The organism is Enterobacter sp. (assembly GCF_977039595.1).
Map to the genome: position 1 here is coordinate 1 of NZ_CDRQYH010000015.1, position 24,802 is coordinate 24,802.

General features: G+C 59.2%; 24 protein-coding genes. 9 read left to right on the forward strand and 15 right to left on the reverse strand.

Features of this window, described 5'->3' with window-relative positions:
* The 13 genes from ACWYRJ_RS06920 to ACWYRJ_RS06980 all read right to left on the reverse strand — a co-directional run.
* Positions 1-1,143, reverse strand: a 1,143-nt coding sequence (locus ACWYRJ_RS06920; protein ID WP_455507607.1) for a protein-disulfide reductase DsbD domain-containing protein, incomplete at its 3' end; no start/stop codon positions are given.
* 48 nt (positions 1,144-1,191) lie between these two features.
* The gene (locus ACWYRJ_RS06925) at positions 1,192-1,560 is read right to left on the reverse strand and encodes a hypothetical protein (protein ID WP_111963594.1); all 369 of its coding nucleotides are present in this window, start codon (positions 1,558-1,560) and stop codon (positions 1,192-1,194) included.
* 87 nt (positions 1,561-1,647) lie between these two features.
* Positions 1,648-2,208 carry an RNA polymerase sigma factor gene (locus tag ACWYRJ_RS06930; protein WP_455507639.1) on the reverse strand — a complete coding sequence of 187 codons (561 nt, stop codon included), beginning with the start codon at positions 2,206-2,208 and terminating at the stop codon, positions 1,648-1,650.
* A gap of 5 nt (positions 2,209-2,213) precedes the next feature.
* A complete protein-coding gene (locus ACWYRJ_RS06935) occupies positions 2,214-2,633 on the reverse strand; it encodes a hypothetical protein (RefSeq protein ID WP_111963595.1) in 420 nt (139 codons plus the stop codon).
* 149 nt (positions 2,634-2,782) lie between these two features.
* Positions 2,783-3,295 carry an AAA family ATPase gene (locus ACWYRJ_RS06940; RefSeq protein ID WP_455507608.1) on the reverse strand — a complete coding sequence of 171 codons (513 nt, stop codon included), beginning with the start codon at positions 3,293-3,295 and terminating at the stop codon, positions 2,783-2,785.
* A 117-nt stretch (positions 3,296-3,412) separates the two neighbouring features.
* Complete coding sequence (locus ACWYRJ_RS06945) at positions 3,413-4,963, reverse strand: methyl-accepting chemotaxis protein (RefSeq protein ID WP_455507609.1); 1,551 nt, start codon at positions 4,961-4,963, stop codon at positions 3,413-3,415.
* Between the two features lie 89 nt (positions 4,964-5,052).
* Positions 5,053-6,069: a LacI family DNA-binding transcriptional regulator gene (locus ACWYRJ_RS06950; protein WP_136194898.1), complete on the reverse strand. Its 1,017-nt coding sequence runs from the start codon at positions 6,067-6,069 to the stop codon at positions 5,053-5,055.
* Positions 6,070-6,097: 28 nt separating this feature from the next.
* Positions 6,098-7,504, reverse strand: coding sequence for a sucrose-6-phosphate hydrolase (locus ACWYRJ_RS06955; RefSeq protein WP_455507610.1), 1,407 nt, complete (start codon positions 7,502-7,504; stop codon positions 6,098-6,100).
* Positions 7,504-8,874 (reverse strand): sucrose-specific PTS transporter subunit IIBC, encoded by a 1,371-nt coding sequence (locus ACWYRJ_RS06960; protein ID WP_023619263.1) that lies wholly within the window; start codon positions 8,872-8,874, stop codon positions 7,504-7,506. Before ACWYRJ_RS06960 ends, ACWYRJ_RS06955 begins: the two co-directional genes overlap by 1 nt.
* 66 nt (positions 8,875-8,940) lie before the next feature.
* The gene (locus ACWYRJ_RS06965; RefSeq protein WP_149366951.1) at positions 8,941-10,458 is read right to left on the reverse strand and encodes a carbohydrate porin; all 1,518 of its coding nucleotides are present in this window, start codon (positions 10,456-10,458) and stop codon (positions 8,941-8,943) included.
* 173 nt (positions 10,459-10,631) lie between these two features.
* The gene (locus ACWYRJ_RS06970; protein ID WP_455507611.1) at positions 10,632-11,522 is read right to left on the reverse strand and encodes an aminoimidazole riboside kinase; all 891 of its coding nucleotides are present in this window, start codon (positions 11,520-11,522) and stop codon (positions 10,632-10,634) included.
* A gap of 88 nt (positions 11,523-11,610) precedes the next feature.
* Positions 11,611-12,822 (reverse strand): diguanylate phosphodiesterase, encoded by a 1,212-nt coding sequence (locus ACWYRJ_RS06975; protein ID WP_455507612.1) that lies wholly within the window; start codon positions 12,820-12,822, stop codon positions 11,611-11,613.
* Positions 12,823-12,917: 95 nt separating this feature from the next.
* Positions 12,918-14,399: an alpha/beta hydrolase gene (locus ACWYRJ_RS06980; protein ID WP_455507613.1), complete on the reverse strand. Its 1,482-nt coding sequence runs from the start codon at positions 14,397-14,399 to the stop codon at positions 12,918-12,920.
* 266 nt (positions 14,400-14,665) lie between these two features.
* Here ACWYRJ_RS06980 and ACWYRJ_RS06985 point away from each other — a divergent pair, with 266 nt between their 5' ends.
* From ACWYRJ_RS06985 to ACWYRJ_RS07015, 7 genes are read left to right on the forward strand one after another with little or no spacing between them, the layout of a single operon-like run.
* Positions 14,666-15,520 (forward strand): MurR/RpiR family transcriptional regulator, encoded by an 855-nt coding sequence (locus ACWYRJ_RS06985; RefSeq protein ID WP_455507614.1) that lies wholly within the window; start codon positions 14,666-14,668, stop codon positions 15,518-15,520.
* Between the two features lie 12 nt (positions 15,521-15,532).
* On the forward strand, positions 15,533-16,108 hold the full coding sequence (gene ddpX, locus ACWYRJ_RS06990) for a D-alanyl-D-alanine dipeptidase (protein WP_111963605.1): 576 nt from the start codon (positions 15,533-15,535) through the stop codon (positions 16,106-16,108).
* A gap of 15 nt (positions 16,109-16,123) precedes the next feature.
* Positions 16,124-17,656, forward strand: a complete 1,533-nt coding sequence (locus tag ACWYRJ_RS06995) for an ABC transporter substrate-binding protein (RefSeq protein WP_249576007.1) — start codon at positions 16,124-16,126, stop codon at positions 17,654-17,656.
* A 22-nt stretch (positions 17,657-17,678) separates the two neighbouring features.
* Positions 17,679-18,701, forward strand: a complete 1,023-nt coding sequence (locus tag ACWYRJ_RS07000) for an ABC transporter permease (protein ID WP_149366954.1) — start codon at positions 17,679-17,681, stop codon at positions 18,699-18,701.
* Positions 18,698-19,591, forward strand: a complete 894-nt coding sequence (ddpC, locus tag ACWYRJ_RS07005; RefSeq protein ID WP_149366955.1) for a D,D-dipeptide ABC transporter permease — start codon at positions 18,698-18,700, stop codon at positions 19,589-19,591. Before ACWYRJ_RS07000 ends, ddpC begins: the two co-directional genes overlap by 4 nt.
* Positions 19,591-20,577, forward strand: a complete 987-nt coding sequence (locus ACWYRJ_RS07010; protein ID WP_455507615.1) for an ABC transporter ATP-binding protein — start codon at positions 19,591-19,593, stop codon at positions 20,575-20,577. The genes ddpC and ACWYRJ_RS07010 overlap by 1 nt, the downstream gene beginning before the upstream one ends.
* Positions 20,570-21,499 carry an ABC transporter ATP-binding protein gene (locus ACWYRJ_RS07015; protein WP_455507616.1) on the forward strand — a complete coding sequence of 310 codons (930 nt, stop codon included), beginning with the start codon at positions 20,570-20,572 and terminating at the stop codon, positions 21,497-21,499. Before ACWYRJ_RS07010 ends, ACWYRJ_RS07015 begins: the two co-directional genes overlap by 8 nt.
* On the opposite strand, the gene ACWYRJ_RS07020 is transcribed toward ACWYRJ_RS07015, so the two are convergent.
* The gene (locus ACWYRJ_RS07020) at positions 21,496-22,245 is read right to left on the reverse strand and encodes an SDR family NAD(P)-dependent oxidoreductase (protein WP_455507617.1); all 750 of its coding nucleotides are present in this window, start codon (positions 22,243-22,245) and stop codon (positions 21,496-21,498) included. The two genes, ACWYRJ_RS07015 and ACWYRJ_RS07020, sit on opposite strands and share 4 nt — an antisense overlap.
* A gap of 115 nt (positions 22,246-22,360) precedes the next feature.
* Here ACWYRJ_RS07020 and ACWYRJ_RS07025 point away from each other — a divergent pair, with 115 nt between their 5' ends.
* Positions 22,361-23,266: a LysR substrate-binding domain-containing protein gene (locus tag ACWYRJ_RS07025; RefSeq protein ID WP_455507618.1), complete on the forward strand. Its 906-nt coding sequence runs from the start codon at positions 22,361-22,363 to the stop codon at positions 23,264-23,266.
* 23 nt (positions 23,267-23,289) lie between these two features.
* On the opposite strand, the gene ACWYRJ_RS07030 is transcribed toward ACWYRJ_RS07025, so the two are convergent.
* On the reverse strand, positions 23,290-23,718 hold the full coding sequence (locus ACWYRJ_RS07030) for an OsmC family protein (protein ID WP_023311893.1): 429 nt from the start codon (positions 23,716-23,718) through the stop codon (positions 23,290-23,292).
* A 115-nt stretch (positions 23,719-23,833) separates the two neighbouring features.
* Here ACWYRJ_RS07030 and ACWYRJ_RS07035 point away from each other — a divergent pair, with 115 nt between their 5' ends.
* A complete protein-coding gene (locus ACWYRJ_RS07035; protein WP_455507619.1) occupies positions 23,834-24,793 on the forward strand; it encodes a hypothetical protein in 960 nt (319 codons plus the stop codon).
* Positions 24,794-24,802 lie beyond the last annotated feature (9 nt).

Here is a 24,802-nt window from a genome sequence, read left to right on the forward strand (position 1 = left end):
CAGCAGCATTTCAAACGTCCCAAACAGGTTCAGCGCAAACAGGAAGGTCACGGCAACCATCAGGCCGATAAACCACGGGTTCTGGAACTGAATGCCCCACCCCAGCGACGCTCCGGCCAGCTTCAGCGCGGTGACCATCCCGGCCAGCAGCATGAAGGAGGTGAGGATCCCGGCGCTGGTGGCCAGAAAGCGCAGCCGGATGGCACGCCTGTCCGAGCCCGCCTGCAGGATGCTGTTAAGCTTCATGCCCATTACCGGCAGCACGCAGGGCATCAGGTTGAGGATCAGCCCGCCTAATAGCGCAAAGAGCACCATTTTTCCCGTCCCGTCCGGTGCGGAGGTCTCTTCGGGCGTTGTCCCAACGGTCATGGTGGTTTGCTGCGCCCGATCGCCGTTGGTCAGCACAAACGACAGCCTTTTACCTGCCAGCGAGGCGGGTTTATCGCCCCATTCGTCGGTCACGGGCACCGTCACCCGAAGCGCAGTGCCGTCGTGTTTAATGACCGGCTCGCCGGGCAGAATATCGCCCTCCAGCGGGTCAAAGTAGATCCCCGGATTGTCCCATTTCCCGTCCGTGGTGCCGGTAATCACCAGCTTGTCGCCAGAGAGCCAGGCGGAGAGATCCGTGGATACGCCAGACGTGCCCGGAACGGCGCGCATCGCTTGCTCGAAGTCGCTGCGGAAGCCCTCATCCACCGGCTGGTTAAAATCGAGATGCAGCGGGTAGTCCGTCAGCAGGCAGACGTTGCTGCACGTAGAGAGTATCAGCGTCCCGTCGAGCGCGTCGCCCTTCACCCCGTCGAGAACGATCGGGATAGTGACCTTATCGTGATAGCCCTGCGTCGTCATGCCGGAGATATCGAAACGCGACGGAACCGGCCAGGACCAGCTGTCCGTTATGCCGTCCGTCCAGCTGATTTTCGGCGCCACGCCGCCCTCGCCCGGCGATCGCCAGTAGGTTTTCCAGCCGGGCTTTAGCTCAACGGTGAGCAGACCCTTAATGTGCGTTTGTTCCCTCTCCGCCTGAAAGCGGATGCGGGCGTGATCGTTTTGTGGGGAGACCAGCCAGCCGGTGTCCGCCGCATGGGCAATGCCGATGCAGGACAGCCACAGGAAGACGAATCCCCTGAAGAGGTTAACCATGTTGTACTCCGTGAACAGTGAAAAATTATCGTGTGGTGACGATGTTTTTCATTCACGGAAAACGCAGTTTTTCAGGTGTATTCGGGGAGGCGGTGCCTGAACGGACTGTTGCGCAGGAGCCATTGCCCGCCCTTGCGTAAACAGCTGCAGCAGCGCGAAGAAGATAATAATGGCCGGCAGCGCGCCGTCGAAAAACAGCGGCTGGGCGCAGAGAAGCGAGTGCGCGCCTAGCTGACAGGGCGATGGCCCGGACTGCTCGGTGCTGGTTTGCGTTGGGGCATCTGCACTCAGTGAAATCTGCGGTTCCAGTCCCTGTAAAAAATGGTTGAGCATCACCGCACGCTGCACGAGGCAAAGCGCCATCGCGAGACAGGTGATAATCAAAAGCCATTTTCCGAGGAGCTGACGGTTGCGCATAACATTCCAGAGTGACGAGACGCCCCGATCATAAACGATAGTGATGAATCTACAAGTGCCGGAAGTGTAAGGTTTTGTCTGTCGCCGCTATTCGCCCGTCAGCGCGTCATAGACGTCCCGCAGCCGCGTGCGCAGAAACAGCACCGCCTTGTGCTTGCGGGATAACAGCGCCTGCTCGCTGGCGCCGATCTCCTCTGCCAGCATTTTGATGCTGTAGCCGTGGAGCTCGGTCTTTTCAAATACCTCCCGCTGCGGCGGAGGAAGTTCAGACAGCGCCTGCCCCAGTTCTTCCCACAGCAGCGTCTTGAGGTACTCCTCTTCCGGCGTGTGCGGTACGCCGAACAGGGTTTCGGCCAGCTCGTCTTCCGGAAAACCCTCGTCGTCTTCGCCCGTAAAATAGCCGGAGAGCGACACCTCACGCTTTTTGCGCGCCCGGTCGGTCATCTCGTTACGCGCCGCGCGGAACAGCCAGGCGGCGACGTTTTCGACCGGCTGCTCCACTTTCATCAGCTGATACGTCACTTCCTGCAAAATGTCGTCGGCATCATCGCGCACGGAGATCCGTCCGCGAATGAAGGCTTTCAGCCGGGCGCGGCAGGCATTGAGCGCCGACATCAGCATGGATCCGCCCGTCTCCCCGGCTTTCATCTCGCTCACTCTGCATCCGGCGCTTTTGGCGTGGCTTCATCGCGCTTATCGTCACGATGACCGTGCCAGCCGCAGTGCCCACGACCGTGGCGACCAAACCCTTCGCGACGCTGCTGAATAAACGCCTCGCGCTGTTCGGGCGTCATGTTCATCCAGCGCTCGTGCATCCGGCGGTGCGCGCCAAACATCCCGGGGCGGAAACCTAAGCCGCCAAACAGAATGCGGCTCAGCACCAGAATGCCCAGCGCCTGCCAGAATCCGATGGCCTTCACGCCCAGGATCGCCGGGAGCAAGGCGTTCCACAGGGACATCACCAGCAGGCCGAGCACGATGAAAATCACCGCGCCGATGACTAAGCCCTTGCCCATACGGTGACGACCGAATCCGCGCCCGTGACCTCTGCCGTGCATTTCAAAATCTCTCATGGTGTTTACCTCGTTTACAGTAACTGATTATGGCTTGTGATGAGGTAGACGGATGAGGGAGGCAAATATTGCTTGGGGGAATGAATAATTTTGCGGGGAGCGTATTTTCACACGCCCCGTGAAAGCCATTGCTGGCGCTTGTTCACCGTTTAAGGCCGGTTTAGAGCGTTCTTAATTTCCAGGATTTTATCTGCACACTCTGCAGCTGATAACAGGGCGGTATCCAATATGAGATGTTCTCTTTCCCAGGTTTCGTACTCACGGTTTTTAACCTGTTCCCAGTCAGGAGGCGCGAGCCCTGGGATATCAGAGACTCTGTTCTCTACGCGAAAACGATGTTCTTTTTCGTCTGAGCAGACAATTTCAACTTCCAGGAAAGGCACCTTCAACGACAGAGCAATATTGCGGAAAGCATCTCGCACAAGGTTAATATCATTAACGGAATCGGTAACAACGGTGGAGCCCAGCTTAAGATTCTCACTTGCTAAGCCATAGAGGGCAAAATAGCCCTCCGGACCCGTTTTCTGGCCGGGTTCAGAAACTGAACGAATGGCCTGCTCAACGGTATCAACCCGCAGATAAACAGCCCCCAGCCTTTGAGCAACAATTTTTGCAACGGTACTTTTACCGCTGCCGGGTAGCCCACTAAAAATGATTAACATAACTTTCCCTGGTGATAGTTAATATTAGATTTGTGCTGCCTGCAGAGACCTTCTGAATTATACAGTTACGGTTATGCCAGGTACAAAAAGGCTCCTTGCGGAGCCTCCCTCATTCAATCAAGCCTGCACCGGCAACCTAAAACTCGAAATACTCCGTGAAAGCTGCTGCGCCTGCTCTTCCAGCGAGGCTGCTGCGGCGGCGGACTGCTGCACCAGCGCGGCGTTCTGCTGGGTCACGCCGTCCATTTCGGTCACCGCCTGCCCGACCTGGCCGATCCCGCGGCTCTGCTCTTCAGAGGCGACGGAGATCTGCTCCATCAGCGTATTCACTTTATTCACCGACGAAATGATCGAATCAATCACCTCGCCCGAGCGGCTTACCAGCTCCGCACCGTTTTTCACGCTGGAGACCGACTGCGCGATCAGGCTTTCGATATCTTTCGCCGCCACCGCGCTTTTCTGCGCCAGAGTGCGCACTTCGCTGGCTACGACCGCAAAGCCGCGTCCCTGCGTACCGGCGCGCGCCGCTTCAACCGCCGCGTTCAGTGCCAGAATGTTGGTCTGGAAGGCGATGCTGTTAATCACGCTGGTGATGTCTTCAATGCGCTTCGAGTTCGCCGCGATGGTATTCATCGTGTCGATGACTTCGCGGGTTACCGCTTCACCGGTGTGGGCATTTTTCACCGCGTCCTGCACCAGTTTACCGGCCTGATACACATTATCGGTATTGTTCGCCACCGTCGCGCTCAGCTCTTCCATGCTGGCCGCCGTCTGGGTTAACGCCGAAGCCTGCTGCTCGGTGCGTGACGCCAGGTCGATATTCCCGGAGGCAATCTCCTGCGCTGCGTGCGTTACGGTATGGCTCGCATCGCGCACCTGGGCGATGGTCGCCAGCAGCGCCTGACGCATCTGCTCCATCGAGCCCATCAGATGGTCGATTTCGTTGCTTGTACTCCCCTTCACCGGCACCGGAATGTCCAGCTTGCCAGCCGCAATCTGGCTGCAGTGCTCGCGCGCCAGGTTGATCGGCGCAAAGACAAAGCGCTTCATCAGCAGGCTGACGGCGATAATCACCACCACAAACAGGCTGGCGATAGCGGCAACGATCGCCAGTCCAGAGACGAAGTTACTGCTCGCATCTTCGTTCAGGCTTTTGGCGTATTTCTGGTGGACGGAAAGCACCTGGTCGAGAACGATCTCGTACTGGCGGTCAAGGCGGGAGACTTCCGGGATCAGCGCGTTGAATTTAGCCACATCGTGCGCCTCGGCGGCGTCGATCAGCGGCGCCAGCCCCTGGTTGCGGTAGTTTTGCCAGCCGTCCTGATAGGCTGTCACCAGCGGCGCTTCATCCGGCAGACGCGGCGACGCCATAAAGGCCGCAAAGGCGTGGTCCGCTTTGGTCAGCGCCTCTTTCACGGCGGTAAGCTTGGCAGCCTCGCCGGCAGTATTACCCGCTTCCACCATCTTCACATACTCCATAACCCTCACGCGTAGCGTACGGCTGTGGTTGATGGGGTCAATAATGGACAGCACAACCTGGATCTCTTTGTTGACGTTATCCAGCGAATTATTACTTTTAATGATGAGGCCAACGCTGGTGACGGTGCTGACAACAAAGAAGAAAAGCAGCGAGAACAGGACAATCAGGGACGACTTTTTCAACGACATAAACCAATACCTCAAGGAGAATTATTCCTTATGGTTATCGGCGCTTCCAAAACTTAAATTAATTAAAGTTATTGAAGTATCCAGTCGGGCTATTTAGATGACTTATAGCGCCGCTGCAGGGTGGCAGACAGCTTGCGTTGCAACGGTTCCGGGGTCTCCCCCTCGATCAGTTTGCTAATCAAATCAAAGCAGTGCCACGCCAGCTGTCGGTTATCCTGGCGGATGGTATCCACCGGGATCGTCAGCGAATCGTAGAGATAGTGATCGTCAAAACTGGCTAACCTGATATCGCTTTGCAGCAGGTTATGTTGGCCCATATAGCGCAGCACCCCTTCCAGCAGCCCGCAGGCGGCGGCGAACAGCGCTTTCGGCGGACGCCCCAGGCGGGCGCAGAGTTCAGCAAACATCTCGTATCCGGAGCTCGGGTGATAGTTGCCGTGAATGATCCACTCGGGGCGCAGCTCCACGCCGGCCTCACGCAGCCCTTGCTTAAACCCTTCCAGACGGTCGCGCGTCGGGGATAAGCGGGGCTGCCCGCCGAGGAAGTAGAACTCATCAGGATGCTGACGCGCAATGTCGGCCACCAGTTCGGTCGTCGGGGTAATGGAATCGGTAATAACCAGCGGCAGCGCGCTGTCGTTGATGTGACGGTCAAACAGGACCACCGGCAGCTGCTCGCTGAGCTTATGGTAGTCCGCATCGTTGAGCATGCTGGAAGCCACAATCAGCCCGTCCACCTGACGCGCCACCATGTTGTTCACCACTACCGTCTCCTGCCCCGGGTTTTCATCGCTGCAGGAGATCAGCAGCTGAACGCCCGCCTCGCGGCACAGCGTTTCCAGCTCGTGAGAAAAGACGGCAAAACCGTAGTTGGTGATCTCCGGGACCACCAGACCAACGGTGTGGCTGCGGTTATCGCGCAGCGACCGGGCGTGAATGCTGGGCTGATAGTGGTGCTCTTTTGCAATCGCCAGCACGCGCTCGCGCGTCTCTTCCGCCACGCGAAGCTCTTTGCTGCGCCCGTTCAGGACCAGGCTGGCGGTGGCTTTTGACACACCCGCCAGCTCCGCGATGTCTTTAATGGTGACGCGTTTTGTTTTTCTCACAACGACTTAGATCCGGCTGCCAAAACCCTCATTCTATCATGCAGGCGCGCAGCGACCAGTAGCGTAATGTGATATCGGACGCACCTTCGAACCGCACCCGGGCCGGATGGGCAGGAAAATAGCGGCTGCTCATCACTCCTTCACCGTGGTTGATGAAGATTTCAACGCTGGAGCGGTCGCAGAGAACGCGTAAATGACTGACGTCGCCCTGCCAGTAGCGGGTCAGCGTTTCACCGGTTTTGAGGCTCGCGCGTTCAAGACGTATGCCCTGCTCATCAACCATGAGACGCAGCGCGCCGGCAAAATCGACGCTCACGTGCGCGGCGCTAAGCTCAAACTCCAGGCACGTCGCGTCCAGTTCGGGCGCGTCGCTGGCGCGCCCCTGCCAGCGCTGCTCATCTTCACGCAGCGCCGCCAGCTCGCGCGCCGGGATCTGCCAGAGCCTGCCGTCGCGGTACCGTAATTCGCGCGGGCAGGTCATCTGGTGCATCCAGCCGTGCGCCCGGGTTGGCTGAAGCATCTCTTCCCCGTCCGGTACGCCCATCCAGCCGATCAGAATGCGGCGTCCGTCTTCCGCCAGCGTGGTTTGCGGTGCGTAAAACTCAAACCCCGCGTCCAGCTCGTGCAGCTCGCCGTGATCGAATGCGGCGCTGGCGTAATCAAACGCCCCGCTCATCCAGGTAGCCGGATAGGTATTGAGGTAGCGATGCGGCTCGCGCGCAAGCCCCTGCGGGCAGCAGATCAGAACATGCGTTCCGTCGAGGTCAAACAGGTCCGGACACTCCCACATATAGCCCGCGTCCGTCAGGCCGTTAATCCCGTGACCGGCGATCTCCCCGCAGGAAGTCCAGGCGTGCAAATCGGCTGATTTAAAGAGCAGTACCTTGCCGCGCTTTTGCACATCCTGCGCGCCGAGCACCATGTACCACTCCCCTTCGTGCTGCCACACCTTCGGGTCGCGCACGTGTCCGGTGTAGCCTTCCGGCAGCGCCAGCACCGGCCCCAGCTTCGTAAACGTTCCGTCCGGCTGCTCCACGGCCAGGCACTGCCAGGCGGTGCGGCTGCCGTCATCGAACTTGACGTTGCCGGTGTAGCACAGTGTCAAAACGCCCTGGTTGTCCACGGCGCTGCCGGAGTAGCAGCCGTTGCGGTCATACTCTTCGTCGGGCATCAGCGCCAGCGGCTCATGCCGCCAGTGCACGAGGTCCGCAGAGCTCCAGTGCCCCCAGCACTTGAAGCGATGCTCGCAGTCCAGCGGGTTCCACTGATAGAACAGGTGGTAGCGGCCGGCAAACCAGATAAACCCGTTCGGGTCGTTCATCAGCCCCGTCACCGGCGCGGGATGCCACTGCGGATAATGGCTGTCCGCCAGCGCCCGCGGCTGACCTTTCATAACGGCCTGCAGGATCGCAGGCCAGCGGGAAGGTAACGTCATTATTCAGAATCCGTTTTATATTTCAGCAGCAGCGAGACGGTAAACGCCACGCCGAAGGCAATCACCATGCCGATAATATAGTTCAGCAGCGAGCTGGCCTGCACGATGGCCATGCCCGGGATGGCGGTCAGCCCGACGGCAGTCATGTATACATGTACGGAGACCACCCAGGCCCCGCCCACCGCACCGCCGATCAGCGCGGCGATAAACGGCTTAACGAAGCGCAGGTTGATACCAAAAATGGCCGCTTCGGTGATGCCCAGCATCGCAGAGAACGCCGACGGTAAGGTAATGGCTTTGATTTTGGCATCTTTGGTTTTGAACCACACCGCCAGACAGGCGCCGCCCTGCGCCACGTTCGCCATGGCCCAGATCGGCAGCAGGAAGTTAACGCCAATCGACGGGTTACCCAGCAGCCCGGCTTCAATCGCGTGGAAGCTGTGGTGAATACCGGTGATCACAATTACCGAGTAAAGCCCGCCGAACAGTAGCCCGGCCAGCCAGCCCGCGTGGGCGATCAGCGTGCTCAGAATAAAGGAGATACCGTCCCCCAGAGCGCGCCCCGCCGGGCCGATAATCAGCAAGGCGATAAAGCCGGAGATAACGACGGTGAGGAACGGGGTCAGGATCAGGTCTAACGCATCCGGGATCGCGCGGCGCAGGTTTTTCTCGACGATGCTCATAAACCAGACGGCCAGCAGCACCGGGAATACCGTGCCCTGATAGCCAATCATCGCAATCTCTAGGCCGAAGAAGTTCATGGTGTGGAAGCCCGACGCCACGCCCCAGGCGTTGGTCAGCGCCGGGTGGGTCAGAATGCCGCCCAGCGTCGCGCCGAGGTACGGGTTACCGCCAAATTCGCGCGCGGCGGTGAAGCCAATCAGAATAGGCAGGATGATGAACGCCGCGGAGCTGCACATGTCCAGCATGATGTAGATGGCGTTATCCGCATTGACCCAGCCGTAGGTTTTCACCATGCCGAGAAGGCCCATCAGCAGACCGGACGCCACAATCGCGGGGATGATTGGCACAAAGATGTTGGAGAGCAGACGGGCAATGCGCTGGAACGGGTTCAGCTTGCGCGCCGCCAGATCTGCGGCTTCCGACTTGCTGGACTCACTTATCCCGGCCGCCTGAATAAACGCGGCATAAACCTTGTTGACCACGCCCGTACCAAAAATCACCTGCATCTGCCCGGCGTTACGGAAGCAGCCTTTTACGCCGTCGACCTTGCCGATGGCCTGCTGATCCGCCAGCGCGTCATCGACCAGCACCAGACGAAGACGCGTTGCGCAGTGCGCCGCGCTGGCGATATTTTCCTTGCCACCGAGCAGCGGAATAAGCTCGCGGGCGATTTGATTAAAATCCATAGATACCTCTGCCTGACTTCTTTTTATGATGTACGAAACGCTCCCGCCAGGCGGGAGCGTGATGGGTTAAAACCAGGTTTCCATCTGGACCCCAAAGTTCCATTCCCCGCCGGCGTTGAAGCCGCTGCTGCCAAAGGCATCATCGCTGGCGTAATGATCCAGTTTGCTGCTCCAGTCCATCCAGGTGGCAAACAGGCGCAGCTCAGGACGGCTGAAGAAATCGCCGATTTTGCTCGCTTTTAAGGTTGGCGCAAAGGTCAGCTTGTAGAAACTGCCGTTGACGGCGTTGCGATCCTTATAGCCTTCCGGATTTAAATCCATGTACTGATAGCTTCCCTCAAACGCCAGCGCGAAATTCTGGGTGACCTCTTTGATCAGGCGGGTATTGAGCGTTACCCACTCATAGCTATCGCCCTTGACGTAGCGATCTTTACTGCTCTGTGCCAGAACGGCGGGCGCAACGCTCCAGCCACCGCCGATCGGCGTGACACCGTAACTTGCGAAGCGCCAGGTATCCGCCTCAGACAGCAGCGCGCCGTCGGAGCCGATGCTTTTCACCTCCGCACCCAGCCCGTGACCATACAGCAGCGCCGTTTTGGCAGTCCCTTCGCGCAGGCCGTAGAAGCTATCATTATGCAAGCCTACCAGGGCATGAACGCCGTGATTGGCGGCATCCGTTTTAATCAGATCGCCGTTAGTGTCTTTACGGTCGTCGTTATCCTTCGCCCGCAGGCCGCTCACCATCAGCTGGAACGGGCCGGCGAAGTGGTTCATGCTGAGAATATAGTTTTGAACGTTGTTGTCGGTCTGCTCCACGCTGCCGAAGTTGCGGCCGTAAATGGAGAAGTTACTGCGCAGCGAATCGTTCCATTTCACGTCGTAGACGCCGCCGCCGGTACCGGCCAGGAACACCACGTCGGAGTCCAGCCAGTGAATGTCAAAGTTGTCGCGGTCGAAGCGTTTACCTGCCCAGAAGGTGCTGCCCTTCAGCGCGCCGGTAAAATCAGGCAGGTTGCCCAGCTCCGCGAAAGCCTGGCGAATATTGAGATCGCTGGTATCGGCTGACCAGTCGTTATAGGTTCTCTGACCGTCGGCCAGCATCGCCTTGAAGCGCGTGGTCGCCCCGTTATCCAGGGTTTGCTTGTGCTCCAGGTTCAGCTCGACGTAGGTGTCGGCTTCGTTCCCCAGACGCCCTACCGCGCCGCCGGTTTCTCCGGCTGGGGTCAGATAAGGGCCGCTTTTGCTGCTGGAGGCCGCATCGTTCATCAGCAGGCCAGAGCGGGCATAGCCGTGGAACTCAAACCCGCCGGTCTGATCCGCCTTCTTCTCCAGCGCGGTGGTGCGCTGCGCTACCGCCTGAGTTGTCGTTTGCGTCTGCTGCTGAGCGGCAACCAGCTGCTGCGTTTTTTGTTCCGCATCGGCGGCGCGTTTTTCAGCCACCTGCGCACGCGTTTCCGCCGCCTGGAGGCGCTGCTCCATCGCGGCAAGACGCGCTTCGATACTTGTCATATCCGTTTGGGCAAAAACAGAGGTACTTCCGGCCAGCATGCCTATCATCACGGCAAGTCTGCGTTTTTTATACATTTTGTCGCATCCCTAAAAGAAGTCATTAAACGTGCTAAATTGCTAAACCGGCTTAGGTTGCTGATACTAAACCTGTGAATTTTGGATCGGCAATCTTTTTTGCTAAACCGTTTTAGTAAGTGTGATCGAGGCGACAATTCAGGCCGCCGGATGGCGGCCAGTGAAGGGAGGAATTACAGTTCGTGCTGCCACGGCAAGGCGGTCATCGCCCCTTTGGCCGTGGTGGCTAATGCGCCGCAGCGCTGGGCTAAGGCGATGACCGGCGTCAGGTCCTGCCCGGCAGCCAGCCCGTAGAGCAGCCCCGACACAAAGGCATCGCCCGCGCCGGTGGTATCGACACACTCAACAGGCGTTGCCGGATAGTGCTCCACTGCGCCGTCATGCCAGGCGATGACGCCCTCTTTACCCTGAGTGACCAGCACCAGACGCGCCGGGCAGCGCTCAATCAGCACTTCCAGACCGACGTTGACCTCCGCGCTGCCGGTGAAAAAGGCCAGCTCTTCTACCGAAAGTTTCACCACGTCGGCGCTTTGCAGGGCCTGCTCCAGGCAGCCATGCAGTGTGTTCTCATCCGGCCAGAGATCCGGGCGAATATTGGGGTCGAAGCTGACGTAACCGCCCGCTTCACGGATGGCGGCCATCGCCTCAAATGTCGCCGTACGGCTCGGCTCTGCGCTTAGCGCGATGGAGCAGACGTGCAGCCACTCTCCGGCGCTAAACGGTGGCAGATCGGCGGGTTCCAGAAACAGATCGGCGCTCGGGCGCACCATGAACGTAAACGAGCGCTCGCCATGGTCGTCCAGATCGACCACTACCGTTGAGGTGCGGTGCGCCGGGTCAAGGCGCATCCACGTCACGTCAACCCGCTCGTCAGCGAGCGTTTTCGCCATAAAGCGCCCGAAAGGATCGTCGCCAACCCTGCCGATAAAGGCGCTCTGGCCGCCGAGCCGGGCAATTCCGACCGCAACGTTTGCCGGTGCGCCGCCGGGACACTGCAGCAATCTGCCTTCTCCATCGGGCAGCAAATCCACTACCGCATCGCCAAGTACCCAGATTTTCTTCATGTGATCCTCTTAGCTAAACTATGTTAAACCGTTTTAGCTATTTAAGCACAGGCCGGGCAAAGGGGAAATAACGGGAGGGAAAATTGCCTTACCGCACCAGATGCGGCCAGTAGATATCGCCGACGCCATTAAGCTGCGGCCGGGCAAACAGGAAGCCCTGGAAACGACGGATACCGGCGGATTCAAGCCAGCACCACTCTTCTATTTTCTCAATGCCTTCAGCCACCAGGGTGATTTCCAGATCGGAGCAACAGCTGATGATGGAGCGCACGATCGCCTGCTTCGGGCCGCTCAGGTGGATGTTGCTGACAATTTCGCGGTCGATTTTAATTTTGTCAGGCTGGAAGCGGGTCAGCAGCGAAAGCCCGGCATAGCCCGAACCAAAATCATCGATCGCCAGGCCAATCCCCTCGCCGCGAAGCTGCTTAATGGCGCTGTTAAACTGGTTGAACCCGGAGATCATCTCGTTTTCAGTGACTTCAATGACCACCTGCTCCGGCTGAAGGCCATGCTTTTTAATCTGATTGACCAGAAATTCCACCGCGCCAGGGACATTAACCAGCGACATGGGAAGCAGGTTTACCGCGATTTTATGGCTGCCAATGCCCAGCTTTTCCGCCAGCGCAAAGGCATACGCTTTTGTCTGGAGATCGACTTCGTAGACGTTGTCCGGGTTGACAGTGCTGAAGAAATGCTCCGGGCTGCCGCCGTCGTTGCCGCGGATAAGCGCCTCAAGGGAGCTGATCTTCCCTTCCGAGGGCTCGACAATAGGCTGCAGCGCAAACTGGCAGGTTTGCCCGACAATCAGGCCCAGATGCTCACCAAAGGGTAACGTTTCGGTCGAGAGCGTCCATTTGTCCGGGGTGTAGCGTGCCCCCGACGGGGCCGGACGTTTACCGGTTATAAAGGTCTGAATAAATTTGAACACCCGATCGTCGGAGGTCAGATAGCTCTCCAGCTTGCTGTAGCGCAGCACCGACTGCAGCACCTCTTTCGGCGACTGCATTTGCAGATCGAACAGCAGCATGCCGACGTTTTCGAAGCGTCTGCGCGGACCATAGTCCCGCAGCAGTTCAACCACCCCGCTGTGCCGCTTGTCCTCACGGATGGTGTGGAACAGTTTGACCACACTCTCTTCCGACCCTTCGAGGATCTGCAGAACGTCGTCCCCTTTAGCAAGGAGGACGCCGGTGATATTCAGTTTTGCATTGCGGCCCCTGGCGCGCTCCACCAGCTCCCGCAGTTCAGTGGTCGGGGGGGATAAATTCAACTGGCTTCGGTAGATCAGAGTCGTCAGCACAAAAATGGGTTCCGATGAGAAAGAGAGGTGCTTTGAAGCTTCTATTTAACATACTTAATCAATGCGACCTAACTTATTCACACCACAAAGGAACGTTACTTTCCCCCGTCGCCAATCCGGCTGTCGATCCTCTCCTGCATATAGTCGTAGAACGGGTTCGAGGTGACCCGCATCAGCGCTTCTTTTGCGACGCTCAACACGGACGTTTCTCCCCAGAGCGCAATTGTCCCGAGGCTGATGCCGTAGCGGTTTTTCACTGCAGGTTCACGACCATAGAGATCGTCATCCGGCGTGAACGGCACCGCAACGTGCGACAGTGAATAGACATCCTGCGGCCAGGACTGCGCAAGCGGCACGACCGTCTCCTGCGTGCTGCCTGCTGGAGTGATTTTCGCCACCGTCGAGAAACTGTGCTCGCCAGCATTGGTAATAATAGTGACACTGTAACGCCTTTGCGCAACCGGCAGTAGGGCCGAGGTAGCCGTCCACGACGACGGTTTGAACAGCGGGCGGAAGCTCGCCGCCTGGTTGATGTCAAACACCACCAGCTCGCTGCCGTTTGCGGGAAGCTGGTCGAACAGGCCGGTCACCACCGCGCGGGTGCTGACCGTAGAATCCATGACCGACTGGAACGCCAGCACCGGCGGCAATTTCGCCAGCCTGTTTACCCGCGCCTCACGGCCAATCTGCTCCTGCAGGGCCTTCGTCAGCAGCCACGACTGGCGAGCGGCATTAACCGGGAAAGAATTGTATTTATACGGGTTATATTCCGGCGCAATATTCAGCCAGGCTGCTTTAGCAAACGCCGGCAGCAGCGCCGGTAACCCGGCGAAACCGGCAAAGCGCGCAAAGGACGTCACGCCGATCATCGGTGAGAGCAGGATCACCTGCTGGGGTTTACGCAGCGCAGAAGTGTCAAGCGCATCGAGGGTATATTTCATCGCCAGCGCCCCGCCGTTGGAGTAGCCCACCAGATGCAAAGGCACAGCCTCACCCGCCAGGCGCGTGGCTTCCCGCACCGCAAGACGCGTCGCCGCCAGCCACATTTCCCAGTCAACGTCCGTCAGCGCACCGGGCGCGGTGCCGTGCCCGGGTAGACGCGGGACCACGGCCACAAAGCCGTGCTGTTGATAGTTCACGGCAAGGCGTCGGACGCTGTAAGGCGAGTCCGTCAAACCGTGCAGCAGCACCACCGCGCCGCGTGGCTTTCCGGCCGGCATCAGCACAAAGGAGCGGTTGGCATCGGGGGCAAACTGACCGGGCCACACCAGGCTCTGGCGGTAGTAGCGGTTTAACGGGGTTTGTTCCTCGCCCGCTGTTTTCGCCGTCACCGCGTTATCCAGATCGGTGAAAATCGCCTTTTCCCGGGCCTGATACCCGGCAAAGTCGGTGTTGTCCATCTCGCGCGCGGACATCTCATCGGCCCGCCAGGTGTGCCACAGGTGCAGTTCCGGCCCCTGCTGCGAGAGATAGACCCGCACCGCCAGCAGAACGACCAGGACGATCCCCACGATCATTCCTGTTTTCTTTGCAAGCGCGATCAGGCGCACGCTGACTCGCCAGGGCAGATTTGCCATGCCGGGATCCCTTTTATATTCACAGTACATCTATCTTATCAAAAATGTGAACGGACTGACGTATTCACCAAATTCATACCTGCCCGCTCAGCCAGTGCACCAAAAGTGAACTACGCTGCACAAATGTTGATCATTGGTTAACTAAATATTGCATGAAGTTTACTGCGCAGCGGGTTTTCGCCCGCCTGTGAATATGGCACGCGTCATGCATTGTTAATTGGGTAACACAAAATCAGCTTTTGACAGCCTGTTAACAGCGAGGCGGTATGACGACGAAACCTGAGATGTTGAGCCGTATCGAAGCGACCTTCAGCCAGCTCACGCCCAGCGAAAAGCGGGTCGGAAGCTGGCTGCTGGCGCACGCCGCGCAAATCCCGTTTGAAACGGCGGAAAGTGTGGGTCAGGCGAGCGGGACCAGCGGAATTACCGTCGGACGCTTCCTGCGCAAGCTGGGGTACCGCAACCTGGAAGATGCCAAAAAAAGCCTGCGCGATCCGTATCAGCCCTGGGGCATGAACGAGCGGCTCGACTCCTGGCAGCAGCAGCGCCCTCTTTCCAGCCGCCTTCAGCACGCCCTGTCGCTGGAAGTGGACGCCATCACGCAGGTGTACCAGTTGGCGCAAACGGACGCCTTCCGCCAGGTGGTACACCATCTGGCCCACGCGGACGCGGTCTTTGTGCTGGGGATCCAGTCCACGCGCGGGATCGCCAACGCCTTCTTCAGCCACCTTGAATACCTCCGCCCGCGGGTGAGCTACTCCGAAGGGGCATCCGGCAGCTGGGTGGAATCCCTGAACTCGGGGTTCTCGCACCCTTATGTCGTGCTGACAGATACGCGTACCTACTTCGCAATGGCGCGCCAGTACTGCCGCGTCGCGAGCGAGAAAGGCATTCCGCTGGCCTTAATCACCGACATCTGGTGCCCGTGGGCGCGGGATTACCCGATGGATTTGCTGCAGGTGAAAACCGATACCGGTCATTTCTGGGATTCACTTGCCCCCGTAAGCTGCCTGTTCAACCTGCTGCTGTCGGGCGTGGTGGAAGCGCTGGGCGATGCGCTTCCGGCTCGTCTGGCGGTAAACCGACAATTACAACAAGAGTTTGGTCAATTCGAACGCTAAAGGAGCGGAGCTATGCCCGTAGAGAGTGAACTGATTGATGTGGCGAAGACGTTCCCCACGCTGCATATCGATCTGAAATACGCCACCGCCGACAACATCACCGGCCGCCCGATCTATCAGGAGGCGCTGTGCCTGCTTCATACCGATGCCGCTACCGCGCTGGCAAAAGCCATCAGCATTGCCACGCTGGCCGGGCTGAAGCTGGTGGTCTACGACGCCTATCGGCCGCAGCAGGCGCAGGCTCAGCTGTGGGAGGCCTGCCCCAACCCGGAATACGTGGTCGACGTGGCGATTGGCTCCAACCACAGCCGCGGCACGGCCATCGACGTCACCCTGATGGACGAACATAACGCCGTGCTGGATATGGGCGCCGGTTTTGACGAAATGCATGACCGATCGCATCCGTATCACCCCTCCGTACCGCCGCACGCCCAGCGTAACCGTCTGCTGCTGAACGCCATCATGTTCGGCGGCGGTTTTGTGGGTATCAGCAGCGAATGGTGGCACTTCGAACTGCCTAACGCCGCCAGCTACCCGCTGCTTGACGACCGTTTTGCCTGTTTTCCCCTGACGCACACCTCTCTTTGAACCTGGAGCACTGCCATGAAAACATCGCTTCTCTCGACCATCATTGCCGCCACGCTGGCCCTGAGCGCACCGCTGGCGCTGGCTGCCGTCCCGAAAGACATGCTGGCGATCGGGAAAGCCTCCGACCCGCAAACGCTCGATCCAGCTATCACTATCGATAACAACGACTGGACCGTCACCTATCCGTCCTACCAGCGTCTGGTCAAGTACAAGCCAGGCTCTACCGAGGTGGAAGGCGATCTGTCGACGGGCTGGAAAGCTTCCGACGACCAGAAAGAGTGGACCTTCACCCTGGCGGATAACGCCAAATTCTCTGACGGCACGCCGGTTACCGCCAAGGCGGTCAAACTCTCCTTTGAGCGCCTGCTGAAGCTCAGCCAGGGGCCGTCTGAAGCCTTCCCGAAAGATCTGAAAATTGATGCCGTTGATGACCACACGGTGAAGTTCACCCTCAGCCAGCCGTTCGCGCCTTTCCTCTACACCCTGGCAAACGACGGGGCGTCCATCATTAACCCGGCGGTGCTGAAGGCCAATGCCGCAGACGATGCGCGCGGCTTTCTGGCGCAAAACACCGCCGGTTCCGGGCCGTTTATGTTGAAGAGCTGGCAGAAAGGCCAGCAGCTGGTGCTGGTGCCAAACCCGCACTGGTCTGGCGACAAGCCGCACTTTAAGCGCGTCTCGGTAAAAATTATCGGTGAGAGCGCGTCGCGCCGTCTGCAGCTTTCCCGCGGTGACCTGGACATTGCCGACTCCCTGCCGGTCGATCAGCTGGCAGCCCTGAAGCAGGAAGGCAAAGTCGCCGTCGCCGAATACCCGTCCCTGCGCGTGACCTACCTCTACCTCAACAACAGCAAAGCGCCGCTCAATCAGGTGGATTTACGCCGCGCGGTCTCCTGGGCGACGGACTATCAGGGGATGGTGAAAGGCATTCTGAGCGGCAACGGCAAGCAGATGCGCGGCCCGATCCCGGAAGGCATGTGGGGTTTTGACGCCGCGGCTATGCAGTACAGCCTCGACGAGGCCAAAGCTAAAGCAGCCCTGGAGAAGGTCAAAGACAAGCCCGCCAGCCTGACCTTCCTCTACTCGGACAACGATCCAAACTGGGAGCCTATCGCCCTCTCAACCCAGGCCAGCCTTGGCAAGATCGGCATTAACGTCAAGCTGGAGAAACTGGCCAACGCCACCATGCGCGACCGCGTCGGCAAAGGCGATTACGACATCGCCATCGGCAACTGGAGCCCGGACTTTGCCGACCCGTATATGTTCATGAACTACTGGTTCGAATCGGATAAAAAAGGGCTGCCGGGCAACCGCTCGTTCTATGAGAACAAAGAGGTCGATTCCCTGCTGCAGGCCGCGCTGAAAACCACCGACCAGGCTGAACGCACCAAAGATTACCAGCAGGCGCAAAAGGTGGTTATCGACGAAGCGGCATACGTTTATCTGTTCCAGAAGAACTACCAGCTGGCGATGAACAAAGAGGTCAAAGGCTTCACCTTTAATCCGATGCTCGAGCAGGTGTTTAACATCGCCACCATGAGCAAGTAACCGTTTCGCCGGGGGAAAGCGTATGACGTTCTGGAGCATAGTGCGCCAGCGCTGCTGGGGGTTACTCCTGGTGGTGGCCGGTGTCTGTATTATCACCTTTATTATTTCGCACCTGATCCCCGGCGATCCGGCCCGTCTGCTGGCCGGCGATCGCGCCAGCGACGACATCGTGCAGAACATCCGCCAGCAGTTAGGGCTGGACCAGCCCCTGTACGTTCAGTTTGGCCGCTACGTTGACGCCCTGGCCCACGGTGATTTAGGCACGTCCATCCGTACCGGTCGTCCGGTTGCGGAAGACCTGAAGGCCTTTTTCCCCGCCACGCTGGAGCTGGCCTTTTGTTCACTCCTGCTGGCGCTGGTCATCGGCGTGCCGCTGGGGATTTTATCGGCGGTGTACCGCAACCGCTGGCTGGATCACCTGGTACGTTTAATGGCGATGACTGGCATCTCCACCCCGGCCTTCTGGCTTGGGCTGGGCGTCATCGTGCTGTTCTACGGGCACCTGCAAATCCTGCCGGGCGGCGGCAGGCTGGACGACTGGCTCGATCCACCGACGCACATCACCGGCTTTTATCTGCTGGACGCGCTCCTTGAGGGCAACGGCGAGGTCTTTTTCAATGCGCTGCAGCACCTGATTTTACCCTCGCTGACGCTGGCATTTGTCCACCTGGGCATCGTCGCACGCCAGGTCCGTTCGGCGATGCTGGAGCAGCTTAGCGAGGACTACATTCGCACGGCCCGCGCCAGCGGCCTGCCCGGCTGGTATATCGTCCTGCGCTACGCCCTGCCGAATGCGATGATCCCGTCGATTACCGTGCTCGGGCTGGCGCTGGGGGATCTGCTGTACGGCGCCGTACTGACCGAAACCGTCTTTGCCTGGCCGGGCATGGGCGCCTGGGTGGTGACGTCCATTCAGGCGCTCGATTTCCCTGCCGTGATGGGCTTTGCCGTCGTTGTTTCGCTGGCCTACGTGCTGGTTAATCTGGTGGTCGATCTGCTTTACCTGTGGATTGACCCGCGAATCGGGCGCGGAGGTGCCGAATGATGTTAACGCAGGAAACGCCCGTCCCGGTTAAAACCGCCAGACAACGCATCAACTGGGCAAAGCTGTTCTGGATGCTGCGTCAAAGCCCGCTCACGATCGTTGGCGGCATCATTATGCTCGTGATGCTTTTCATTATGGTGGCCGCGCCGTGGATAGTGCCGCACGACCCGAACGCGCTGGATCTGACCGCCCGCCTGCAGGCGCCTTCTGCACAGCACTGGTTTGGCACCGACGAGGTGGGCCGCGATCTGTTCAGCCGCGTGCTGGCGGGCAGCCAGCAGTCCATTACCGCCGGGCTGGCGGTGGTGGTAATTGCGGGCGGCATCGGCTCGCTGCTGGGCTGTCTGTCCGGCGTGCTGGGCGGACGCGGCGACGCCGTCATCATGCGGGTAATGGACATTATGCTCTCCATTCCTTCCCTGGTGCTGACCATGGCGCTGGCCGCCGCGCTGGGGCCGAGCCTGTTTAACGCCATGCTGGCAATTGCGATTGTCCGCATTCCGTTCTACGTCCGCCTGGCGCGCGGCCAAACCCTGGTGGTGCGCCAGTTTACCTACGTGCAGGCCGCCCGCACCTTTGGCGCCTCCCGCTGGCATTTGATCCGCTGGCATATCCTGCGCAACGCCCTGCCGCCGCTGATCGTGCAGGCGTCGCTGGACATCGGCAGCGCCATCCTGATGGCCGCCACGCTGGGGTTTATTGGCCTGGGGGCGCAGCAGCCGACCGCCGAATGGGGCGCGATGGTGGCCGTCGGCCGTAACTACGTTCTGGACCAGTGGTGGTACTGCGCCTTTCCCGGTGCGGCGATTTTGATAACCGCCGTGGGCTTTAACCTGTTTGGAGACGGTATTCGCGATCTGCTGGATCCGAAGTCAGGAGGGAAACAGTGATGACCGACCCGGTACTCAAGATTGAAGACCTGCACCTGAGCTTCCCGATTTTTCGCGGCGAGGTCCACGCGCTTAACCACGTCTCGCTGGAGATCGGCAGGGGTGAAATTGTCGGCGTGGTGGGCGAATCCGGTTCCGGTAAATCGGTGACCGCCATGCTCGCCATGCGTCTGCTGCCGGAAGGCAGCTACCGCATTCATCACGGCCAGGTGAAATTACTCGGCGAAAACGTCCTGACGGCGTCCGAGAAACAGCTTCGCCAGTGGCGCGGCGCAAAGGTGGCGATGATTTTTCAGGAGCCCATGACCGCCCTTAACCCGACGCGGCGGATTGGCAAACAGATGGTGGAGGTAATTCGCCAGCATCAACCGCTTTCCAGGCGTGAGGCGCAGCAGAAGGCGATTACCCTTCTGGAAGAGATGCAAATACCCGACGCGAAGCAGGTCATGGCGCGCTATCCGTTTGAACTGTCCGGCGGCATGCGCCAGCGGGTGATGATCGCCCTTGCCTTCTCCTGCGAGCCGGAGCTGATTATCGCCGACGAACCGACCACCGCGCTGGACGTCACCGTCCAGCTGCAGGTGCTGCGCCTGCTGAAGCACAAGGCGCGGGCCAGCGGCACCTCGGTGCTGTTTATCAGCCACGATATGGCCGTGGTTTCTCAGCTCTGCGACAAGATGTACGTGATGTATGCGGGCAGCGTGATCGAGAGCGGTACCACGCAAACGCTGATCCACCAGCCTGTACATCCCTACTCCATCGGCCTGCTGCAGTGCGCACCGGAAAACGGCCAGCCGCGCGCCCCGCTTCCCGCCATCCCCGGCACGGTCCCCAACCTCAGCCAGCTTCCGCCGGGATGCGCGTTCCGCGAGCGCTGCTTTGCCGCCGGGGCGAAATGCAGCGAAACCCCACGCTTAGCGCCCACTGGCGCAGAAGGCCAACAGGCCGCCTGCTGGTATCCACAACGGGAGAAAGCCCATGTCTGATGTACTGCTGGAACTGGATAGCGTGCACGTCAATTTTGCAGCGCGGAAAAACTGGCTGGGGCGCGTGACGGAAAAGGTCCATGCGCTTAACGGGCTCGACCTTGAGATCCGTCGGGGAGAAACGCTCGGTATCGTCGGGGAATCGGGCTGCGGGAAAAGCACGCTGGCCCAGCTGCTGATGGGCATGCTTAAGCCCAGCACCGGCGCCTGCCAGCGGGCGCACCATGCGGGCGGCATGCAGATGGTGTTTCAGGATCCGCTCTCCTCGCTCGACCCGCGCCTGCCGGTCTGGCGCATCATCACCGAGCCGGTGTGGGTACAAAAGCGCAGCAGCGAGCGCGACCGCCGTCAGCTGGCTGAAAACCTGGCGCTGCAGGTGGGCATTCGCCCGGAGTATCTCGACCGGCTTCCGCACGCCTTCTCCGGCGGGCAGCGTCAGCGCATTGCCATCGCCCGGGCGCTCTCGTCCGATCCGGATATCATCGTGCTTGATGAACCCACCAGCGCGCTGGACATCTCCGTGCAGGCGCAGATCCTCAACCTGCTGGTGACCCTGCAGCAGCAGCGTAATCTGACCTACGTGTTGATCTCGCATAACGTCTCGGTGGTCCGGCACATGAGCGACCGCGTGGCGGTGATGTACCTTGGGCAGATTGTGGAGCTGGGCAGCGCCGCTCAGGTGCTTGGGGAGCCGCGCCATCCTTACACCCGTCTGCTGCTCGATTCGGTTCCCCGCACCGGTGAACCGCTGGATGAGACGCTGGCCTTACGCAAAACGGAGCTTCCCGGCAACCGTCATCTGCCCGAAGGCTGTTTTTTCCGTGACCGATGCCCGATGGCCGCGCAGGGGTGCGAACAGCCCCAGCCGTTACAGCCCTCTCGTGAGGGCCGTGACGTCCGCTGCTGGCGCAGTCTGGGTTAAATTTGCGCCATCCCACCGTCCACGAACAGCTCGGTGGCGTTAATAAAGCTGGCCGCGTCGGAGGCCAGAAACGCCACCGCTTTACCCACCTCACCCGGCGCGCCTAAACGGCCCAGCGGCACCTGAGCGGCCAGCGCGTCGTACAGCCCCTGACGGTGTTCTTCCGGCACCAGATCGCCGAGGCCAGGGGTTTTGATCGGGCCCGGGCTGACCACGTTGACGCGGATCCCACGGCCCTGCAAATCCAGCGCCCAAGAGCGGGCAAAGTTGCGCACGGCGGCCTTGCTGGCGCTGTAGACGCTAAAGTTTGCCGTCCCCTTAATGGAGACCGTCGAGCCGGTCAGAATAATCGAGGATCCGGCGGAGAGCAGAGGCAACGCCTTCTGCACCGTAAACAGCACCCCGCGGACGTTGGTGCCAAAAATCCGGTCAAACTGCTCTTCGGTGATCGCGCCCAGCGGCAGCATATCCCCGCCACCCGCATTGGCGAACAGAATATCGAGGCAGCCTTCTTCTTTGGCTATCCGGGCATAGACCTCGTCCAGATCCGCCAGTTTTGACACGTCTGCGCGAATGCCCACTGCCGTTGAAGCAATTTCTGCGACCGCCGCTTCAAGCTCGGCCTGACGGCGTCCGGTGATATACACCTTCGCGCCCTGCGCCGCCAGCTCCTGCGCCGTGGCAAGACCAATGCCGGTGCTGCCGCCGGTGACCAGTGCGATTTTTCCTGAGAGAGTCGTGTTCATGTCATTTACCTTTTGTTGGGTTTGCGTTGGACAAACTTTAGCCCTTGCAGGATTAGTGAAAAACCGGCAAAAATGAAAATGACTATTCACACACAGAAATAATCAGGGGAGCCTAATGGACCAGCTAATGGCGATGCGCGCTTTTACCCGGGTGGTGGAAACCGGCAGCTTTACCCGCGCGGCGGACTCGCTGAATATGCCGATCGCCACCCTGAGCAAGCTGGTCAAATCGCTTGAGGCGCACCTGGAGATACGCCTTCTGCACCGCACCACTCGACGGGTGGTCGCGACGCCTGAAGGGATGGAATACTATGAAAAAGCGCTCAGGGTCTTGATAGATATTGAAGACATCGACACCGCGTTTCGCATTTCCCGCGCGACGCCAAAAGGGCATCTGCGGGTTGATATAGGCGGATCCACCGCCCGCGACGTGCTTATCCCCCTGCTGCCGGATTTTATGCGGCGCTACCCGGAAATCCGCATCGACCTTGGGGTAGCCGATCGTCCGGTGGATCTCATCAGCGGTAACGTTGACTGCGTCATCCGCGGCGGGCCGCTGAACGACTCTACCCTCATCGCCCGCCATATTGGCAACGCCGAAATGGTCACCTGCGCGACGCCGGGTTACCTGAAAAAACATGGCGTTCCGGCCTATCCCCAGGAGCTGTGCAACGGCCACAAGCTGATCAGCTACCTTTCGCCCGTCACCGGGCGGGCATTTCCGTTTCGCTTCAGAAAGAACGGCGAGGCGCTGGAAATCAATATTCCGCACTATCTGGGCGTCAATGAAAGTAATGCCCATCTGGCGGCTGCCGCAGCGGGATTGGGGATCGTTCAAACCTTTGAGTATTCGGCAAAGTCGTATTTGCAGGCGGGAACGCTGACGGCGATCCTGGGCGACTGGCGCCCTGCCGCCTATCCGTTTCATGTAGTTTACCCGCAGAACCGGCATCTGACGCACCGTCTTAAGGTGTTTATTGCGTGGCTGGCGGAGGTGTTCCCCGCCGCGCTGAAGGGGTAGCCGGGCGCGAACCCGGCTGGGGCTTAGTTAAGCTTATAGTCCAGGGTAATCTCGGCTTTCAGGAGCTGCGATACCGGACAGCCCGCTTTTGCTTTCTGAATAATGCCATCGAACTGCTGGGGGGCGATGCCTGGAACGGTGACCTTGCTTTTCAGGGCAACCTTTGTGATGGCAAAGCCGCCGTCGGTTTTATCCAGAGAGACGTCCGCCGTGGTATCAATAGAGTCAGCGGTATAGCCCGCTTCACCGAGCATCAGCGACAGCGCCATCGAAAAACAGGCCGCATGTGCCGCGCCAATCAGCTCTTCGGGGTTGGTCCCCTTTTCACCCTCAAAGCGGGTATTGAAACCATAAGGCTGTTGATTAAGAACGCCGCTCTCGGTGGAAACCGTTCCTTTACCGCGCTTAATGTCGCCAGACCAGTGTGCCGAACCGTGCTTATGAATAGTCATTCTTGCTCTCCTTTTGGCTTACAAAGGGTTAAGTATAGACTACGCATCTGACCCACTCTGGAACACAGACAATTCCAGGACTTTCACCTGCTGAACCGACAAAAAGGATAATGATATGGCGCTAAAAATCAGCATGGCCGTTGCCCTGACCACACTGGCGGTATCGCTGTCTTCACTGGCGAAAACGCCGGAGAATTTTATCTACACCAGCTCCGGCGAGCTCGACGCGGTGTTTCCGCTCGTTGCGCGAAGCGATGTCGGCGGTGTGCAGATCGTTTACAACTGGCGCTTGCTGGAGCCCGGCAAAGACAACTATGACTTCTCGCGGATAGAACAGGATCTGGCGCGCGTTAAGGCCGCCGGAAAAAACCTCTTTATTCAAATCCAGGATCGTTTCTTTGAGGCGGACGCCCGCTACGTGCCGGACTATCTGATGCACGATAAGCAATACGGTGGGGGGATTGCGCCGCAGTTCGATAACCCCGGCGAAGGCAAGCCTGTCGGTTCAGGATGGGTGGCGCGTCAGTGGGATCCCGCCGTGCGCCAGCGCTACCAGGCTTTGCTGGCCGCCCTCGCGAAACGCTTTGATGGCGAGGTGTATGGCGTAAACCTGCCCGAAACCGCCATCGATCTCGACGAAAAAAATCCGCCCGCCGGGTTTACCTGCGACAGCTATTTCGCTGGAGAAATGGAAAATCTGGCCTTTGCGCGAAAGGCTTTTAAGAAATCACACGTGGTGCAATACGTGAACTTCTGGCCGTGCGAGTGGGATAATGACCACAACTACATGGGGCGTCTGTTTACGTATGCCAGCGCCAATAATGTCGGTCTGGGTGGGCCGGATATTGTTCCCAACCGCAAGGCACACATGAAGAATGCCTATCCCTTCTTCCATAAAAATAAACAGACGCTGCCGCTCATCGCCATGGCGGTTCAGGAACCGACCCTGACCTATAAAAATCCTGAGACCGGCAAGCCCTTCACCAAAGCAGAATTTGATCGGTTCGCGGAAAATTATCTCGGGGCGGATATTATTTTCTGGAGCACATCCTCTCCCTGGCTAAAGGCAAAATAATCACCCGTC

Bases quoted from the DNA above. Each gene is read 5' to 3' on its own strand.
- ACWYRJ_RS06980 (WP_455507613.1), bottom strand. From the start codon at position 14,399: ATGGCAAATCTGCCCTGGCGAGTCAGCGTGCGCCTGATCGCGCTTGCA.
- ACWYRJ_RS07000 (WP_149366954.1), top strand. From the start codon at position 17,679: ATGACGTTCTGGAGCATAGTGCGCCAGCGCTGCTGGGGGTTACTCCTG.
- ACWYRJ_RS07030 (WP_023311893.1), bottom strand. From the start codon at position 23,718: ATGACTATTCATAAGCACGGTTCGGCACACTGGTCTGGCGACATTAAG.
- ACWYRJ_RS07015 (WP_455507616.1), top strand. From the start codon at position 20,570: ATGTCTGATGTACTGCTGGAACTGGATAGCGTGCACGTCAATTTTGCA.
- ACWYRJ_RS07035 (WP_455507619.1), top strand. From the start codon at position 23,834: ATGGCGCTAAAAATCAGCATGGCCGTTGCCCTGACCACACTGGCGGTA.
- ACWYRJ_RS07020 (WP_455507617.1), bottom strand. From the start codon at position 22,245: ATGAACACGACTCTCTCAGGAAAAATCGCACTGGTCACCGGCGGCAGC.
- ACWYRJ_RS06940 (WP_455507608.1), bottom strand. From the start codon at position 3,295: ATGTTAATCATTTTTAGTGGGCTACCCGGCAGCGGTAAAAGTACCGTT.
- ACWYRJ_RS06935 (WP_111963595.1), bottom strand. From the start codon at position 2,633: ATGAGAGATTTTGAAATGCACGGCAGAGGTCACGGGCGCGGATTCGGT.
- ACWYRJ_RS06930 (WP_455507639.1), bottom strand. From the start codon at position 2,208: ATGAAAGCCGGGGAGACGGGCGGATCCATGCTGATGTCGGCGCTCAAT.
- ACWYRJ_RS06995 (WP_249576007.1), top strand. From the start codon at position 16,124: ATGAAAACATCGCTTCTCTCGACCATCATTGCCGCCACGCTGGCCCTG.
- ACWYRJ_RS06985 (WP_455507614.1), top strand. From the start codon at position 14,666: ATGACGACGAAACCTGAGATGTTGAGCCGTATCGAAGCGACCTTCAGC.
- ACWYRJ_RS06945 (WP_455507609.1), bottom strand. From the start codon at position 4,963: ATGTCGTTGAAAAAGTCGTCCCTGATTGTCCTGTTCTCGCTGCTTTTC.
- ACWYRJ_RS06955 (WP_455507610.1), bottom strand. From the start codon at position 7,504: ATGACGTTACCTTCCCGCTGGCCTGCGATCCTGCAGGCCGTTATGAAA.
- ACWYRJ_RS06970 (WP_455507611.1), bottom strand. From the start codon at position 11,522: ATGAAGAAAATCTGGGTACTTGGCGATGCGGTAGTGGATTTGCTGCCC.
- ACWYRJ_RS06960 (WP_023619263.1), bottom strand. From the start codon at position 8,874: ATGGATTTTAATCAAATCGCCCGCGAGCTTATTCCGCTGCTCGGTGGC.
- ddpX (WP_111963605.1), top strand. From the start codon at position 15,533: ATGCCCGTAGAGAGTGAACTGATTGATGTGGCGAAGACGTTCCCCACG.
- ddpC (WP_149366955.1), top strand. From the start codon at position 18,698: ATGATGTTAACGCAGGAAACGCCCGTCCCGGTTAAAACCGCCAGACAA.
- ACWYRJ_RS07025 (WP_455507618.1), top strand. From the start codon at position 22,361: ATGGACCAGCTAATGGCGATGCGCGCTTTTACCCGGGTGGTGGAAACC.
- ACWYRJ_RS07010 (WP_455507615.1), top strand. From the start codon at position 19,591: ATGACCGACCCGGTACTCAAGATTGAAGACCTGCACCTGAGCTTCCCG.
- ACWYRJ_RS06965 (WP_149366951.1), bottom strand. From the start codon at position 10,458: ATGTATAAAAAACGCAGACTTGCCGTGATGATAGGCATGCTGGCCGGA.
- ACWYRJ_RS06925 (WP_111963594.1), bottom strand. From the start codon at position 1,560: ATGCGCAACCGTCAGCTCCTCGGAAAATGGCTTTTGATTATCACCTGT.